The sequence below is a fragment of the Nostoc sp. LEGE 12454 genome (assembly GCF_056620565.1).
In genome coordinates this window covers 15310-32678 of the sequence record NZ_JBWQXL010000013.1, presented here as the reverse complement: position 1 = coordinate 32678, position 17369 = coordinate 15310, and the positions used below count along the sequence as shown (strand labels likewise).

The following is a 17369-nucleotide window of genomic DNA, read 5'->3' as shown; positions in this document are numbered from 1 at the left end:
TTCCCCTTTTGGATGATGAAAAAATACTAAATATTTAAGAGTAAACATTAACTTCAGGAATTGGTACAACAAATTGACCGCCCCAATCCCGAATGTAAGCTATTTGTGTCATAATTTCATTTTTCAGATTCCAGGGCAAAATTAGTATATAGTCAGGCTTTGTTTCGGCAATTTTGTCTGGATGAAAAATCGGAATATGAGTTCCTGGTAGAAATTGACCTTGTTTGTAAGGGTTACGGTCTACTGTATAGTCAAGAAAATCTGTACGGATACCACAATAGTTTAAGAGAGTATTTCCCTTACCTGGGGCACCATAACCAACAATCGATTTTCCTTCTCGCTTAACTTCGATCAAAAAATCTAATAACTTCCGTTTGGTTTCTTTAACTTGTTCTCCAAAGGAAAAATAGTATTCTAATTGTGCAAACCCAGCCGCTTCTTCCCTATATTTCAATTCTGATACTTGGTTGCTAACGGGTTTAGAAGAGTCTTCGTGGTGGCGGGCATAAATTCTCAAAGAACCACCATGAGTAGTTAATTCTTCTACATCAAAAATTGTCAAGCCGTGAGCAGCAAAAATCTTTTCTACAGTAAGAAATGAAAAATAAGAAAAATGCTCGTGGTAAATAGTATCAAACTGATTTTCCTCAATTAACCGCATTAGGTGGGGAAATTCCATAGTAATTACACCATGCGCTTTGAGGATAATTTTCATTCCTTTGACAAAATCATTGAGATATGGTGTATGAGCAAGGACATTATTTCCTAGTAATAAATCTGCCTGTTTGCCCTTAGCAACCTGTTCTTTTGCTGTCTCCTGTCCAAAAAATTTGACAACTGTAGGAATACCTTTCTTAATTGCTACCTCAGCAACATTTGCTGCTGGCTCTATTCCCAGCGCTGGGATGCTTTTGGCAACAAAGTATTGCAGCAAGTAGCCATCATTACTAGCAATTTCTATTACCTGACTTTCCTGGTTTAATTGGAAACGTTCTACTACCAAATCAACGTATTTCTTAGCGTGTTGTAACCAGCTATCAGAGTAGGAAGAGAAATAAGCATAGTCGCTAAAAATATTTTCTGGGCTAATGTATTCTTGGAGTTGAACTAAAAAACACTCCTCGCAAACATAGACATGGAGAGGATAAAATGGCTCTACTTCATTGAGTTGTTTGAGACTGCGATAACTTTCGCAGGGAGGAGACATACCTAAATCTACGAAGGTATGGCGTAACCCTGTCCCACAGAACAGACAGTTACCAGTTATGGGTTGATTATTTGTTGTTTTTAGTAAATTCATCACTTATATTTTAAATAGTCTGCCAGAAGAAGTCTCGATCGATTTGCTGAGTGCGAATGAGATACTCCAGTTGTTTCAGGCGAGTAAAGCCTTTAGATTCAAATGTTTCTCTATCCATATCAATTTGCTGGAAGACATTATAGAGTTGTTGGGCACCGCGCCGGGCATCCCATTCACATTTGAATCCCGGTAAGTTTTGGTTAATTTTATTAAATAAAACCCGATAGCTGCGGTTGTCAGGATCGTGTTTGCCAAAGCTCAATTGACAATCTGTAAAAACATCTGCAACTATTTGAGCAATTTGTTTGACTTGATAGTTGCTATTTGTATCACCGACATTGAAAATTTGGTTGTGAATTACATCACGCGGAGCTTCTAAGGTACAGATAATTGCTTTACAGATATCCAACAGATGCACTAGCGGACGCCAAGGTGTACCGTCGCTGTTCATTTTAATTTCTTTAATTGTCCATGCCCAACCTGCTAGATTGTTTAAGACAATATCAAAGCGCATTCTCGGAGAAGCTCCATAGGCTGTGGCATTTCGGAGGAAGGTGGGAGAAAAGCTATCATCAGCAAGAAGTTTCACATCCTGTTCGACAAGTGCTTTGCATTTGGCATAAGCTGTTTGGGGATTGATGGTAGACTCTTCGGTAACGTAGTCTTCAGTGGCAAAACCATAGACACTGCATGATGAAGTATAGACAAAGCGTTGGATTCCAGATGCTTTCGCCAACTTCGCTAAATGTATTGAGCCTTTGTGGTTAATATCGTAGGTGATATCAGGGGCTAACTGACCTAAAGGGTCATTGGAGAGTTCTGCCATGTGCACTACTGCTTCCACGCCTTGCAGGTCTTCTGTTGTAATGTGGCGGATGTCTTTGTTGAGGGTTTTGGCAGTTACCTTAGTGCCGTTATATAGCCAACCTACTTTATAAAAGCCAGTATCTAAACCAATAACTTCATGACCTTCTTGAATCAATAGAGGAGCTAATAATGAGCCGATATAACCTTCAGTTCCAGTTACAAGTATTTTCATATCCTAAGCTACGATCGCAATTTGTGGGGATTTTAATTCAGTAGGAGTATTGTCTGGAATATTTTTTCCAGGAATAGTAAGCAATTTGGTAGCAATTTCATTCCGTAAGGGAGCAGCTTCATCTTGAGTCAACCAAGCGAATAACTTGGCAATCGCTTCAGGAGAACAATCGATTTTTAGAGCTTCTTGGAGCATACGCAAAGCACCAGTCAGATTACCGGCTCTTAGAGGAATGATTACCCTACTTTCTAAAAGATATTCAAAGTTATAGCTACGGGCTTTTGCTGTCATCTCTGTACGGAGATCCTCAGGAAGATAGCTTTCTGTAATCTCGATAGCACGGCGAAGAAATACTGCATGATTTCCTGTCAAAAAAAGTTCATTCGACATTTTGTTAGTGTACCAACTTGTATCTACGCGATAACAAGCCAAAGTTTTTGGTTCATACCAACAATCATAAAAAGTAGCAATTCGTTTACAAACTTCCCATCCGTTAAGATCGCTTAACTCTAAACAATATCCCCCTAGTCTTTCATAGGTTTGCCGACGAACAACTATTGCCGATGGTCTCAACGGATTTGTCACTACAATCTGTAATAGCCAATCTTGAATAATACCTCTGTGCTCTCCATACCAGTAACAAATATCCCCTTTGGAAATAAATATCCCTTTTTCGTTAATATTATCAAAACCTGTGAAAGCTGCTCCAACAGAATCCGAACAATCTTTTAGACTCTGCTTGAGTTGGGAATAAAAACCAGGGAGAACATAATCATCATCATGAAGTATGTGAATCCATTGCCCTCGACTGAGTGTAATACCTGTATTATGGTTTCCCGCTAACCCAATATTTTGCGAATTACGGTAGTAGCTTACTATACCTCTACCAATAGAATTCACTAGCTCGAAGAGTGGCGGCGTACTGGCATTATCCATTACCAGAATTTCCATTTCTTCTTCTCCAGTCCATTGTGCTAAAACACTAGCGAGACATTCGAGAAGATAGTCAGTGCGTTTATATACAGGAATTACCACACTCCAGAATGGCCTCTTTTTTTGATTAGCCACAACTGCTGGAATCTTGGGAAACTTATAGTTTCTCACAATTACCTCTTCTTGAGGAAGCTCCGGTGTAATCGGCACTTCCTGATGTTTGTCGGTTTCTGCATCAGCTACAAACGCTTTGAGGTAGTGGGGATTGGTGAGCTTCAACCCTTGTTGATAGGCAGATATTGCCTCTGGTAATTTATTTTGATCTTGGTAAATTTTGCCTAATTTGAAGTAAATTTCTCCGTTGTGAGGATTCAGTTCCAATATTTTTTGATAAGAGGCTACTGCCTCTTCAAAATCACCTTGTTGTTGAAGCGCAATTCCCAAGTTATAGTGAGCATCGAGCAAATCAGGCTGTAAAGCGATCGCAGCTCGATAATAAGCTACAGCATTCTTTAAATCTCTGGCTTGTTGCCGACTTTTGCCCAACTCATTGTTTAATGCGCCGTATTGAGCCTGTTCTTGGCAAGAGAGCTTTCCTTGAGCGTGCAATGCGTTACCCAAATTCGCGTCAGCTTCAGTACAGTTGGGCTGTAACTCTAAGGCTTTTTGATAGCAAGCAACTGCCTCTTCCCATTTGCCTTGTAGTTGCAAGGTATAGCCAAGGTTATTATAAAGTGGCGCTGAATCTGTCTGTAGCGCTATAGCTTGCTGATATGCTTCTACAGCTGCTGGTAACTGACCTTGGGTTTGATGTAAATTACCAAGACTGAACCAAGCCTTGACGGAGTTGGGCTGAATCTGGAGGAGTTCATTCAATAACTGTTCAGCATTTTGAAACTGACCGGTCTGCTGTGACAGTATGCTTAACCCATATAAAGCTTCTGGGTGGTTAGGCTGTTCTTCCAGAATCTGACGGTACACTTGTTCAGCTTTGGTTAAATCATTGGCTCTATGATGTTTCGATGCTATTTGGAGAGATTCAGTAATTGTTGTCATTTTAAGTATTTTTTTATCAATATTTTTTACTGCCGATTCACTTATTTACTCAGCAGTTATAAAAAAGACGTAACGGAAAAATAGGGGTTATAGCGTTTGTCCCAGATTGCGATCGCTATTTTGTAGAATTAATCTTGGATATTGCTTCACCACTCGCCACCATCCAAAAACCTGATTTTTCTCAAAACCTTATTCCTACATAATTGACCAATTTCTCTAACTTCAAAAAAATGGGCGAACCCAGTATTTAGTTAAGGTTTTGACTGTTTAATTATTTAGAGGCAGAGAGACCAACCTGAAGGCGATCTCATCCCTTAGGGGAGTAGCAATATCTGTTCTCAGCCAAGTAAATAACTGCGCTAGTGACTCAGCAGACCGATCGATTTTGAGAATCTCTTCAATTGTGTGAAAAGCCCCAGTCAGATAACCCGCCTTGAGAGGAACTTCTATATCTGCTAAACAATTAATAAAGTAATGTTTACGTGATTGTGCTGTAATTTCTGCACAAAGATTGGCAGGAAGATAGCTCTCAGATATCTCAATAGAACGACGGATGGATGCTACCCGATCTCCAGATAAGGAAAGCTCAGTTCTCATACTTTGGGAATGCACGCGATAATGAACCAAAATTTCTGGCTCGTACCACCAATCATAGAAGGTAGTAATACGTTTATAGAGTTCCCAGTCAAGAGTAGAGGTTAATTCTGGATGATATCCACCTAGCCGTTCATAGGTTGTTCGACGAATCACAACGGCAGGCGGATTCAATGGGTTTGCTACACCAATATATACCAATAAGTCTGAAACTATACCTTTATATGTCCCGTACAATTGTTGGCGGAAAGTAACTTTTCTTGTTTCATTGATATTTTCATAACCTGTAAAAGCTGCTCCAACGGAATCTGGACAACCTTCTAGACTCTGCTTGAGGCGAGTATAAAAACCTGGCAACACATAGTCATCATCATGAAGTAAGTGAATCCACAATCCTCGACTATTACTAACTCCTGCATTCCAAGTTCCTTGCTGTCTGAGATTTTGGGGATTGCGGTAATAGCGTACTATTCCTCGTCCGATCTCATTTATTAGTTGATATAGAGGTGGTGTACTTGCATCATCAATCACAAGAATTTCCATTTCCTCAATACCTGACCATTGAGCTAGGACGCTGACCAAACACTCTAAGAGATAGTCAGTACGTTGATATGCAGGAATAACTACACTCCAGAAAGGTCGCTTGTCTTCCGTTGCTGATACTGGAGGAATTAGTGGAAAGTAATACTCACCTATTTGCACCTCTCCTTGAGTATGTAGGGGAGTTACTGCTATCTCATCTGTGTTATCAAATACCTGGGTAGCTGCTAATGCTTTGGCATAATGGGGATTAATCAGCTTTAACCCTTGTCGATAAGTAGAAATCGCCTCCGTTAAATTGTTTTGCTGTTGGTAAATTTTGCCTAAATTGAGGTAAGCTTCTCCATAGTTGGGATTAAGTTCCAAGACTTTTTGATAGCAAATAATCGCCTGTTCTAACTCCCCTTGTTCTTGCAGCGCTAACCCCAAGTTATAATGAGCTTCTAATAAATCTGGCTGTAGTGCGATCGCTTGCTTGTGACAAGTAATAGCATTTTCCAAATCTCCTGCTTTTTTGCGGGCAACACCCAATTTATTATTTAATTGTGCATAGTGCGTTTGTTGATTGCTAGAGAGTTTACCTTGAGCGTGTAACGCATTGCCCAAGTTAGCCTCTGCTTCTATAAAGTCTGGCTTTAACTCTAGAGCTTTTTGATAATAGTTAATTGCTTCTTCAAATAATCCTTGTTGTTGCAGAGTATAGCCCAAGTTGTTGTAGATTGGTAGTGAGTTAGGTAATAAAACTAAAGCTTGCCGATAAGCTTTCTCTGCTTCTGAAAACTGTTCCTGAGCTAAATGCAAATTACCTAAACTGAACCAAGTTTTAACAGAATCTGGTTGAACTTGTGAAGCCGCACTTAGCCACTGTTCAGCAGTTTGGGGTTGCCCCATCTGCTGCGCCAACATCCCCAAACCATATAAAGCTTCAGGGTGATCGGGTTGTTTTTCCAGAACTTGACTATATAGCAGTTCCGCCTCCAATAAATGATTGTCTTGTTCCTGGTGAACTGCTAGTTCGAGCATTTCAGCTACTTCTGTTTTCTCTAGCAATTCAGCTTCATCTTTTTCACCTGACTGATGCTTTTGTACCGCAATTTGAATAAGAGATTTAACTTTAGATTCTGAAATACTTGTAGTGTTCATAACTATGTAGTATCTATAACTATATTATATATAAGTTGAAATTAGATTCTTATATAATATTAGTATAGATTCAGAAGATAAATGATAACTATCAATAAAATAAATCTTTTACCTGTTTTTGCCTGTTAATAAAGCACCCCTATTTCATTAGACAAGGCAGAGATTTTGTCAACAGGATGGGCGAGAAATCAGCCTTAAGTTAGTAATCAAAAAATTACCAACCCAAGTAAATTTCAGTGCGTACACCATAGGGGTTCCTGTTGGCAAAGCCTCTCCCAGAAAAAGCATCGATATTTTCTTATCCAATCAGATTTTTGACTCACCTAATTGTTTTAACAGAGATGCTTGGAAATCAGAGTCTTTTAGGGAATGAAAAAGTTATGTTTTTTCAGGTGGAAATCATCCAGAATCAAAGTAGTTTTCCTAGAGAGCAATTAGCCTTAAGCAAATTATATTATCGAGCTTATCTCACTGGCACTCACGTTTGAAAATAGTATGCTTTGTTGAGGATTATTAACGAGAGACAAAGAATTAACGAGAGGCAAAGAATTAACGAGAGACAAAGAATTTAAGGTGAGAAGAGCGCCATCGTTGGTATCTGTTATGTTACCTCGACTTCCCCAGCCATCTAATACAAGCTTATCAACACCAACCTGGAAATCTTGAATGACATCGAAGTCTTTTTTCAACAAGGCATCGCTACGTTTGAAAGTAAATGTGTCATTACCATCGCCACCAACTAAGACATCATTACCACTACCACCATAGAGTGTATCATTGCCTAAACCGCCATAGAGTGTATCATTGCCATCGCTACCATCTAGCGAATCATTACCTTGGCCGGCATCGAGGTTATCATTACCTCTTTTTCCAGATAGCTTATCATCCCCCAGGCTGGCATAAAGTTTATCCGCCCCGTTGGTTCCCGTCAGATTATCCTTCCGAATCGTGCCATAGATAACATCTCTACCCAGGTTGCCGATTAAAGTATCTCCTGCCAATTCAACAGAACTAGTATTAATTTTGACTATAGTTAGGTTAGTATTGCGATTAAAATTCCGCTCATAAGTACCAACAGCACTACCATTTAGGAAATCAGTACCATTGTCGCCATCAATATCAGAATCTTTATCACGACTGTCGATTGTGACATTGCGACTACGACCAAATGTTAGATCCCCGATTTCATCGGAGGAGACTAATTTGCCTTGGATGCCAAAATAATCTAAAACTCTGGCCTTGTTAGGATTTGTGGTATCTAATACCAAAAAAGTTGTTGTCGACTGACCCTTGTTATATTCAACGTCAGGATTTTCAATTTCTTTAGCTGCCAATTTTAAATCTGCTGAAAAATCAAAAGAGAAGCTGTCATTACGACCAACCGCAAAACTAGCAAGTACCTTTGCTTCGCTGTTGGAAGTACCTTCAAATTGACCACTTAATCCAACTACAGCCGACTTAGTGAAAAGTGATGAAAAAGTTGGATCGAAACTTGCTTGAGCCTCAGCAATTGCAGCAGTTATGCCACCTTTAACTAAGGTATCTGCTTGGGTAGCAGTTAAAATGCTTGCAGCACTTTCACTATAGTTAGAAAAAGTAGCATCCCCTTCAGCGGTAGCAAAATTAGGACTAGGATCGGGCTTGGGATCGGGTCTGTTATTGAGATTAGTTCTACCATTGAAAGAAAGTAACTTTTGGGGTGTCAGTCTTAGACTTACTCTTGATGCCATAAAAAAACCGTGTTGATTTTGTTAGTTAACAAATTTGCACGTAAATATTCGGGGAGTAATTCTCTCCTAATTTACGAGCTAAATCTCTTGATATTCCTAATGAACCTGTTAGCTTTTATCCAGAATTTGCTTTGCTTTTAACAGCACTTTGAAATAGGTTAACTGACTATTCCAAGCGGAACGTGGAAGTAGTGGGATTTTCTCTAATTCTTGAGAGGGTGATGACTCAAGGTCAGTTTTCTCTTCTGAAATTGTGTTAATTTCGGAATTTTCTGCCATGATTTATTATCTCACTAAAGAGTAATAAAATTCGGGTTCTTGTTGCCAACTTTCTGACCACTGAATGCTGTCAGCAGTAAAGTGTAATCGGTCGTTTGCTGGCAATAAAGTATCTGTAGGCTCGACAATTAGCTCAAATTCGCCATTATCAAATGGCAATCCTTGCGCCTTGACTTTGGGAACTACACGCTCTCTCATACCTTGTTTGGCATGAACAAGAGCGCGATGATGACAGTAAGGATTATTACCTCTCTTATTAAAGAAAACATGGGCAGTCCAACTGCAACCCCCACGACAAAGTTCAGCATATTCGCAGGTTTTACAGAAACCCCACAGGTGTTTTGTGCCTTCAGGTGTTCCTGCTCCTAGATTGAAGCGTAGTTCTTCTGCACCCTCGATAATATCATGTAAGGTCTGTTCTCGAATGTTACCACCTGTATAGGCAGTAGTCGGTAGTGAGGGACAACCTTTAATCGCTCCGTCAGCTTCAATTCCCAAGGTTGAGAGTCCTGCACCGCAACCTTGCCAAAATGAGAAATCATGCTCCTTTCCCCGTCCCCGTAACAGTCGTTCATAAGGGCCGTAGTAACCAATGTTATTTCCCGCCTGAAGTTGCACGCCTTCTTGGTAAGCACGACGCGCCACACGGGCAAGCATGGGGTAGATATCTAACAGTTCATGGGGTTGGAGAAGGATATCTGCGTTATCGGCTGCATTTCCCATTGGTACAGTTAGCTGAATTTGCCAAGCACGAGCACCTGCATCACGAATGCACTCATAGATGCAGGGAAACTCTGGCGCTGATAGGCGATTAATTTGGGTGTTGCAACCAAAAGAAATACCGACTTCTCGCAAATGACTCATGGTCTTAAATGCATATTTCCAAGAGCCTTTCTTTCCGCGCAGGCGGTCATGAGTTGCTTCCAAGCCATCAATAGAAACAGAGACGGTACGAATTCCCGCTGACTTCATTTCTTGGGCGGTTTCTAAGGAAATGCCATAGCCGCCTGTAGTCATACCACATAACATTCCCGCCTCGTTGATAGCTTTGGCAATTTCCAGCCAGTCTGGACGCAAAAATGCTTCACCACCAATGAGAGTAACTTCTTTAATGCCAACTTCTGCCATCTGTTTGACAAGATCCAAAGCTTCTTCTGGGGAAAGTTCGTTCGCGCGTTCATGTCCTGCACGGGAACCACAGTGACTACAAGCTAGATTGCACTTTAAGGTAATTTCCCAAACTGCGTAGCTTTTGCGGTGATATGTCATAGCTTAACTCTCAATCTCAACCCTCAAAATAAACTAACGCATTCTATTTTTTCGTCGTTTTATCGGGTTATTGTAGTTCTTCTGTTAGGCTAACTACTACTCCATATAACGGTTGTACAGGTCGATCTATTATTTTGCCAGGAAGTGGCCATGGCTTTGGATGTGGTTTAGGAATCCATTGAATTGGTGGTTTTCCAGGTTCTTCGGGAGGTGATACAACACCATACAATGGCTGAAAAACTGCTTCATTCTTAATTGTAAGCCCGCCAAAGGCCCCGACTAATTCCTCTTCACTGAGGTCGTCAAACTGACCTAATTCTTTTAATTCCAATATTTTAATGGAGGCTGTTTCAAATTCTTCTTGAGAAAAATTATAGCCACCTTGTTCCATTGCTTTTATCACTTCGTCGAGCTTATCACTCATTAATTGAGTGTAAAAAGCTTCGTCTTTGACTATTCTGATCAGAAACTCTTTAACTTTCTCCAAAATTGTTAATGACATATTTTTGCCCTTTTCTGATAGTGATTGTATTTATTGTTTCTGTTATTGCGTGAAATAATCCGTTTAGCCAGAAACTTTTAGTGAGTCAAATTTTTTAACTTCTTGGTGCTGGGTTTGGTAAATCTCCTCTAATTTGATATTGGCTTCTTGGTATTGGGGATTGAACTCCAAAGCTTTTTGATAGCAAGCGATCGCCTCTTCTAACTGCCCTTGTTCTTGCAGTGCCACCCCCAAGTTATAATGAGCTTCTACCAAATCAGGCTGTATTGCGATCGCAGTTCGATAGTAAACAACAGCAGTTTCCCAGTCAGCTGCTTCTTGGTGGGCAATACCCATCTGATAATTCAATTCTGCGTAATAGGCTTGTTTCTCTGGTGAAAGCTTCCCTTGAGCAAACAGCGCATTCGCTAAATTGATTTCTGCTTCTATGCAGTTGGGCTGAAATTCCAGAGCTTTTTGATATGATGCGATCGCTTCCTCCCACTTATCTTGTTGTTGCAAGGTGTAGCCCAAATTGTTGTATATTGTCCCTGCATCTGGTCGCAACGCAATAGCTTTTCGGTAAGCTGCTTCAGCTTCTGGTAACTGTCCTTGGCCTTGAAGCAAATTACCTAAACTAAACCAAATTTTCACAGAGTTAGGCTGAACTTGCGAAGCTACACTCAAATGCTTCTGAGCTTCCTGCAACTCACCTTTCTGCTGTGCCAGCATCCCTAAACCGTATAATGCTTCTGAATAGTCTGGTTGTTTTTCTATTACCTGACGATATAGCTGTTCGGCTGTGTCTAGGCGATTAGCTCGATGATCTTGAAGTGCAAGTTGAAACAATTCAGCAACTTCTTCGGCGTTAAATTGTCTTGGTTTATTAACCAGTTGCAAAATAAAATTTTCCAGCGCTCTGACTGGCTTTAAATCGCCATATAATTTATGTTTATTTTCTGCAACTTGCTGGGAAATATATTGCCGATATTTAGCATCTTTCCCCAGACGGATGGCGATTTGCACGTATTCTGATTTATTTGAAGCGATCGTCTCTTCGATACCCATCATCTGCAAAATTGCCAGAGAATGCCGCGATCGCATCAGCTCTCCTGGTAAAGTGACAACCGGAACATTATGAGCAATAGATTCGAGCGTGGAGTTACATCCAGACCAACCAATACTATCTAAGAAGACATCTGCTAAAGCTGTAGTCCCAGCAAACTTACTGTTATTGAGGAAAGACAAAAACAAACAGTGATCTTGATAATCTAACCCGAATGCTGCAAAAGCATGGTTTAAGCGCTGGCGAAATCTTTCTGTTATTTCTTCACTTTTGCTTTTAATAAACACAAACTTAGAATTTCCTAATTCTTTAGCAATAGAGGGGAAAACATCATCATGATTGGGCAAATATTTATATAATGACTGACAACACCAGAAGAAAATATCATCCTCTTTTAAACCTATATCTGGCTTCTTAATTTCTTCGGTTTGAATTGCTAAAGGTATGTAATGAATAGATAGATTGGGTAATCTAACTAATTTTTCTGTATAATATTCTTGAGCATTTTCTGGTTCCATTAAGTCACTGCTCAAGTAATAGTCAATTGTCGGGAGTCCACTAGTCTCAGGATGTCCCCAAGATGTCATTTGAATTGGCGCTAATCTCAAACAACCCAGTTTGAGCGTCATTGGGTCCATCCCAAATTCTGGGAAAATCAAGATATGTAATTTATCTTTTGCGATCGCCTCACACCATTGTTCAGTTGAGCGAACACCTTGGACAAATTTATCAAAAGCCTTGGTGGCACTCATTGTTGAGTAATCTGTTTTCTCTCCGGTATAATAACCAAATAATTCAAACTCACTTCGATCTATATTTTCTACCCAACCTTTAATCGGGATTTTCCAATTAGAATGACTAGATAAAAACCCAGAAACGATACCAATACGAACCTTTTGATTTTTATCTAAATTTGGCAGAACAAGCGGCTGGCAATCTTGGGGATAGCGACTCGACATAATCTGGAAAATCATTTCTCCATAAGTTCGCTGTAAATCTCGGTCATTTAAGCCTTGATATGTCAAATAAAAAGGTTGAAATGCTCCCACAGCCTCAGATGCTTTGGCCCGTTCTTCGCAATCGATTAATTCATAATATTTAGCTAAATCTTGCAAATACTGTTGATACTGATTTCGTCTGAATGCAATTTCTTCAACATTAGAATAGATAACTGGTAGTTGGCTCATACAAGCACCAAATTTAGCCAGATCGTAGTTTGGTGTCACTTTGACTGCTTGCTCAAATGCCTGAATTGCCGCTTCTATTTGGTTATCATCTCTCAATGCTGTTCCCAAGTTAGAATAGATGTAATCAATATCAGGTCGAATTGTAATCGCTTTTTGATAGGATTCTATGGCGGCATCAAATTCATTTTGTGCCCTGAGAATATTTCCCAAGTTGTTATAGGTAATTGCAAAATCAGGTTGAATGCTTAAAGTTTTTTCGTAAACTTCTATTGCTTCTGCAAATTTTCCTTTTTCCTGGAAAAGATACCCTAAGTTGTGATAGGCGTAATGATAGTCTGGTTTAATTTTTAGTGCTTGTTGGTAAGAATCGATGGCATCATTGAATCGCCCTTGTTTTTGGAGTACTTCTCCTAAATTAGTATGAGATGATACCAAATCTGGCTGCAATGCAATAGCTTGGCGATAATATAATTCTGCTATCTTGAAATCGCCTGCCTGTTGCCTAGCCAAAGCAAACTGCTCATTCAACTCTGCGTAGTGGATTTGTTCTTCTGGTGACAGCTTACCTTGAATGTGAAGAATATTTCTGATATTAATTTGTACTTCTATGCTGTCAGGGAGAATTAAGAGTGCTTTTTCATAACAGGCGATCGCTTCTTCTAGTTTACCCTGTTGTTGCAGAGCAAATCCCAAGCTGTTGTATATTGCCCCTACTTCTGGCTGTAATTGCAAGGCTGTTTGAAAAAATTGTTCTGCATTCTGATATTGTTCTCGTTGCTGCGCCAGCAGACCTAATCCATAGAATGCCTCTGACTGCTGGGGATCTACGTCTATAATTTGACGATAAATCTCTTCGGCTTGGGTGAAGCGCTTAGTTTGGTGATATTGACTTGCGAGTTGGAGAGCATCAGGAATTGTGGTCACGTCGCTTTGCTCCAAATTCAAAATTAACAATCCCCATAAATAGACTTAGGAGCTTGTATCCTTTTATTTATGAGCTATAATTTATACAATCTTTATTTATTTAATATCTCTTTTGTTCCTATATCTGCAAGGAACTCAAGCTTTTGAAACTTATAACTGATATCGATTGATATCATGTCTGCTTGATTACTTCCTAAACTTAATTAAAAGGAATTTTACCCTTCTCTACTTTCGGGGATCTACGAGAAGCCTAATGCTACGGTAAAATAATCCTCTTATAACTATTAGCCCAGAGTTTTAATTCAGGGCGGGCAAACAACACAGACTGCGAACTGAGTTGAGAATTAAATGTTGTAAGTTGTAAAATTTTATTGCGTAAACAGTTTTTTGAGATCAAAAGATGTATTTTTGGTAAAAGCCGAAGGCTCAAATGAGCAAAGAGCCTTCGGCATTTATCAATATACTAAGCTTTCGAGCCTAACTCTACTTGCAGAAGTTAATACTTTTTGTAAGTAGAGTTTAATTATTACTACTTTTTACTACTAATTGCTAGTTTGAGCAAAGCTTGATGATGAAGCAGTAGCACTAGTAGGAGTGACGGTAGCGTTAGTAAAGGTTACGGCTACATTGTTGAGGCCGCCGGTTGCTGAAGCATCTGCATCAGCTTGTGCAACGCTGTTGAATTTTACAGGGGGCTTGGGCTTCTTGATTATGATGATAATTGGCTTCTTACCATAAGTACCACCGATAATTTCTTCAGAGGTATTTTCCAAGTAGTTTAGATCAGAAATGATCATTTGAGTTCTCCTAAAATTTGTAACTGTTGTTGGGAATATTTTGTCTAACCAACTTCTTTCGTTTGGCTATACATCTAATATACTTTATTCCTCAAAAAAGTCAATGCTTTTTTGAGGAATTTATGATTAAAAAAACTAATGTATTTATGTTTGGAAAGCATTATATGTAGTCCTATCTGAACTTAGAAAAAACTGCATGACAAATATAAGCAGAAATTAAAGTAATTGCTGCTCAGAAAGAGTTATAGCGATTTAATTTAATTTTTAAGTAAAGCAAAAGCAGCACTTTGTAGAGATATTCACAAAACACTAAAAAAGAAAAGCTATGAAGTTTTGAAGTAAATAAAACCTGTATTTGCAACATTTTTGAAGACTATAGAAATCTATCCTAATTTAGGGTAGATACTTCGCAACAAAAATATTTGGAAACTCCTACATTATTTAGTCTTGGTGAATAACATATTTAATTCCTCTTGCGAACCGTCTAAGTCTATTTGAGTAACTATTTTCATCGTGGTGATTTGTTGCTTTAACCAATCAGAAAAGGATTCTGTAATGATTATTTGGCGCAACTGTTCATCTAATTTGGGTTGAATGACTTCTTCCACCCAAATTAAATACACTCCCTTGGGAGTCGTTATCGGTTTGAGAGCTTCTGGTGGTGCAGCAGCAAAGACGGCGGCTGCAATCTCTGGACGAAAATCTTTGCGGTATCGGAGTCCTTTGTATCCATAAGCACGACGAGCTTCTGGTTCTGAGATATATAGACGAGCAATATCTGGAAAACTGATTTCGCCTTCTTCTAGGGCATAAAAAAGCTCTAAAGCCAAGTCTCGATCCTCGAAGACAACTTCGTAGGTAACGGCGGCGATATAATCTAGCTGATGTTCGTAAAAGTGCTTTTCCAGTTGATTGGAAAATAGATGATTCGCTAACTTCCGCGAAAGGATGTTGTTGTAGGCTAATTCTTCAAACTGATCCACAGAGAGGTGGTGTTTTTCTAGCCATGACCAGGTGTCTTTAGCTTTGACAAGCTTCTTGGCGAACCTTAAGTTATCTCCTTCTTGCTGTAGTTCTTCTGGGGTGACTGTAATTCCTGCTGCTTGAGCTGCTTCGGCAATAATACTTTGCGATGCGATCGCTTCCACAACAGCAGGTATCTGACACGAGAGTTTAAGACTGTGAATGATATCTGAGGTAGAAATGGTCAGATTGTGGGGCATAACACTATATCTCCAATAATTAAGCGGATTAGGTATCCCTTCTCTGCGAGACGCTACGCGAGCGAATGGCTTACCTCGGCAACGCTTGGCACAAGTCGCTCAGGGCAAGTGAGCACGGGGCATTAATTATTCCTCCAATCTCCCTTGCCCTATTTCCTGATTCCAGTGCAATACCTTTCTTTACCTACATCTCCAAACCGCCCTTTTTCAGTTTTTTGAACGGATCTAGAACAAAGTCAATAACTCGGCGTTGACGAATGATGACTTCAGCATTTGCTGTCTGACCGGCACCTAATAGAATACGTTTGTTGCCATTTTGGACATACTGCTGATCTAAGGTGATTTCTAATTCATAGGTTTCGATGTTGCCTTGGGGTGTTTGGCTAACTTTCGAGTCAGGCGAGATCCAGGTAACTTTTCCTGGCACGATGCCATACTCTTGGAAGGGATAGGCATCAAACTTGATTTTTACTGGCATTCCTAACTTCAAGAAACCGCTATCCTGATTAGGCATATTTGCTCTGAGTACGAAGTCTGTTTTCGTGGGTGCAATTTGGGCAATCCTTTGACCGATTTGTACCACCGCTCCTGGTTTAGTGGTGGGTAATTCAAAAATCACCCCATTAATCGGCGATCGCACCACGCGCTGCTGAATTTGCAATCTTGTAGATATAAGCTGGCTTTTAGTCTGAGCGATTTCTGATTGCGTTGCTGTTATTTGTGCCTGTATATCTTTTAGCTGCTCCTGATTTTTCATTACAGCTAGTTGTCCGGCTTGCGTGGCACTTTTATAACTACTTTGTTCTTCTTGCAGTCGGAGTTTTGCTTGTTTGATATCAGACTCTAACGTTTTGATAGTTACCTGATAACTATTTAGCTCTTGGGCTAAACGCAATTGAGCTTGTTTAATATCTGATAAAGACTTTTTATAAAGTCGTTTGCTTTCTTGCTCTTGTTTTTTGATTTCATCAAATACGTTTGGAGCAACTATCTTATCGTCAACGAGTTTGCTATAACGTGCAACGTTCCTAGAATCTATAATCAAACGACCTTCAGCCGATTCCCGATCGTCTTGATTGGTGGAAATTTGCTCCTGTGCTTGCTTAACTGATGATTGCTTTTCTAACTTTTGGAGGTTATAGCTACTCAGTTTGGCATCCAGGTTTTGCTGCACCTGGTTGAGTTGAGCCAATTTTTCTAATTCTTGGGATTTATTTTGTTGTTCTAAAAGACTCGTTGACATTAAAAGTTGATTTTTCAGCAGTTCCAGTTGGGATTGCCGATTTTGTAGCCCTTGCAATTTGCTCTGGACTTGTTGGACTTCCGTTTGTAGCAACTCAGAATCCAGTTCCAGTAAAACCTGTCCGGCTCTAACTGTATCTCCTTCTTTAACCGTCACTGCTTTGACACTTCCAGCAGCTTGAGCGTCTAATTTTTGAGTTGCGCCTTTAGGTTCTATACGCCCTCTGGCACTACCAGTTTCATCGACTTTCGAAAGAGTTGCCCAAGGCAAGAATAGACCAGCAAAACCGATGAGCGTATATAACAAACCACGAGTCCAAATTCGAGGTAAGGCATTGAGTAGTTTTTCTGTACCGTAGTACAAATCTTGACTTTCATTTTCGGCCTCTGTCTGCTCGTCAAATACCGGTTCCTCTTGCTGTTTGTAACCTTGATATTCATCTTGCTCATCTGGGGGAAGTGGGGACGATCTATTGGGATGTGGCATGGTTTTATTTCCAATAACAGTAGATGGGGAGTGGGGGAGAAATCAATTCAAAATTCAAAATTCAAAATTGTTTACGCAG

Annotated in this window: 12 protein-coding genes; all 12 read right to left on the bottom strand. The window is 39.8% G+C overall.

Going from position 1 to position 17369, the window contains the following annotated elements; all coding sequences use genetic code 11:
* Nucleotides 1-34 precede the first annotated feature (34 nt).
* Nucleotides 35-1300 carry a methyltransferase domain-containing protein gene (locus tag AC1F2U_RS16240; protein WP_480262029.1) on the bottom strand — a complete coding sequence of 422 codons (1266 nt, stop codon included), beginning with the start codon at nucleotides 1298-1300 and terminating at the stop codon, nucleotides 35-37.
* Between the two features lie 10 nt (nucleotides 1301-1310).
* Complete coding sequence (locus AC1F2U_RS16235; protein WP_480262028.1) at nucleotides 1311-2339, bottom strand: NAD-dependent epimerase/dehydratase family protein; 1029 nt, start codon at nucleotides 2337-2339, stop codon at nucleotides 1311-1313.
* A gap of 3 nt (nucleotides 2340-2342) precedes the next feature.
* Nucleotides 2343-4328: a tetratricopeptide repeat protein gene (locus AC1F2U_RS16230; RefSeq protein ID WP_480262027.1), complete on the bottom strand. Its 1986-nt coding sequence runs from the start codon at nucleotides 4326-4328 to the stop codon at nucleotides 2343-2345.
* A 267-nt stretch (nucleotides 4329-4595) separates the two neighbouring features.
* Nucleotides 4596-6605 carry a tetratricopeptide repeat protein gene (locus tag AC1F2U_RS16225; protein WP_480262026.1) on the bottom strand — a complete coding sequence of 670 codons (2010 nt, stop codon included), beginning with the start codon at nucleotides 6603-6605 and terminating at the stop codon, nucleotides 4596-4598.
* A gap of 449 nt (nucleotides 6606-7054) precedes the next feature.
* Nucleotides 7055-8335: a calcium-binding protein gene (locus tag AC1F2U_RS16220; protein ID WP_480262025.1), complete on the bottom strand. Its 1281-nt coding sequence runs from the start codon at nucleotides 8333-8335 to the stop codon at nucleotides 7055-7057.
* Between the two features lie 108 nt (nucleotides 8336-8443).
* Nucleotides 8444-8614, bottom strand: coding sequence for a hypothetical protein (locus AC1F2U_RS16215; protein ID WP_322703265.1), 171 nt, complete (start codon nucleotides 8612-8614; stop codon nucleotides 8444-8446).
* A gap of 6 nt (nucleotides 8615-8620) precedes the next feature.
* A complete protein-coding gene (locus tag AC1F2U_RS16210) occupies nucleotides 8621-9883 on the bottom strand; it encodes a nif11-class peptide radical SAM maturase 3 (RefSeq protein WP_480262024.1) in 1263 nt (420 codons plus the stop codon).
* A 67-nt stretch (nucleotides 9884-9950) separates the two neighbouring features.
* Entirely contained in the window at nucleotides 9951-10385 is a 435-nt protein-coding gene (locus AC1F2U_RS16205) for a Nif11-like leader peptide family RiPP precursor (protein ID WP_480262023.1), read from the bottom strand.
* Between the two features lie 63 nt (nucleotides 10386-10448).
* A complete protein-coding gene (locus AC1F2U_RS16200; protein ID WP_480262022.1) occupies nucleotides 10449-13541 on the bottom strand; it encodes a tetratricopeptide repeat protein in 3093 nt (1030 codons plus the stop codon).
* A gap of 542 nt (nucleotides 13542-14083) precedes the next feature.
* The gene (locus AC1F2U_RS16195; RefSeq protein WP_480262021.1) at nucleotides 14084-14338 is read right to left on the bottom strand and encodes a hypothetical protein; all 255 of its coding nucleotides are present in this window, start codon (nucleotides 14336-14338) and stop codon (nucleotides 14084-14086) included.
* A 437-nt stretch (nucleotides 14339-14775) separates the two neighbouring features.
* Complete coding sequence (locus AC1F2U_RS16190) at nucleotides 14776-15561, bottom strand: peptidylprolyl isomerase (protein ID WP_480262020.1); 786 nt, start codon at nucleotides 15559-15561, stop codon at nucleotides 14776-14778.
* A 184-nt stretch (nucleotides 15562-15745) separates the two neighbouring features.
* A complete protein-coding gene (locus AC1F2U_RS16185) occupies nucleotides 15746-17290 on the bottom strand; it encodes a beta-barrel domain-containing protein (protein ID WP_480262019.1) in 1545 nt (514 codons plus the stop codon).
* Between the last annotated feature and the right edge of the window lie 79 nt (nucleotides 17291-17369).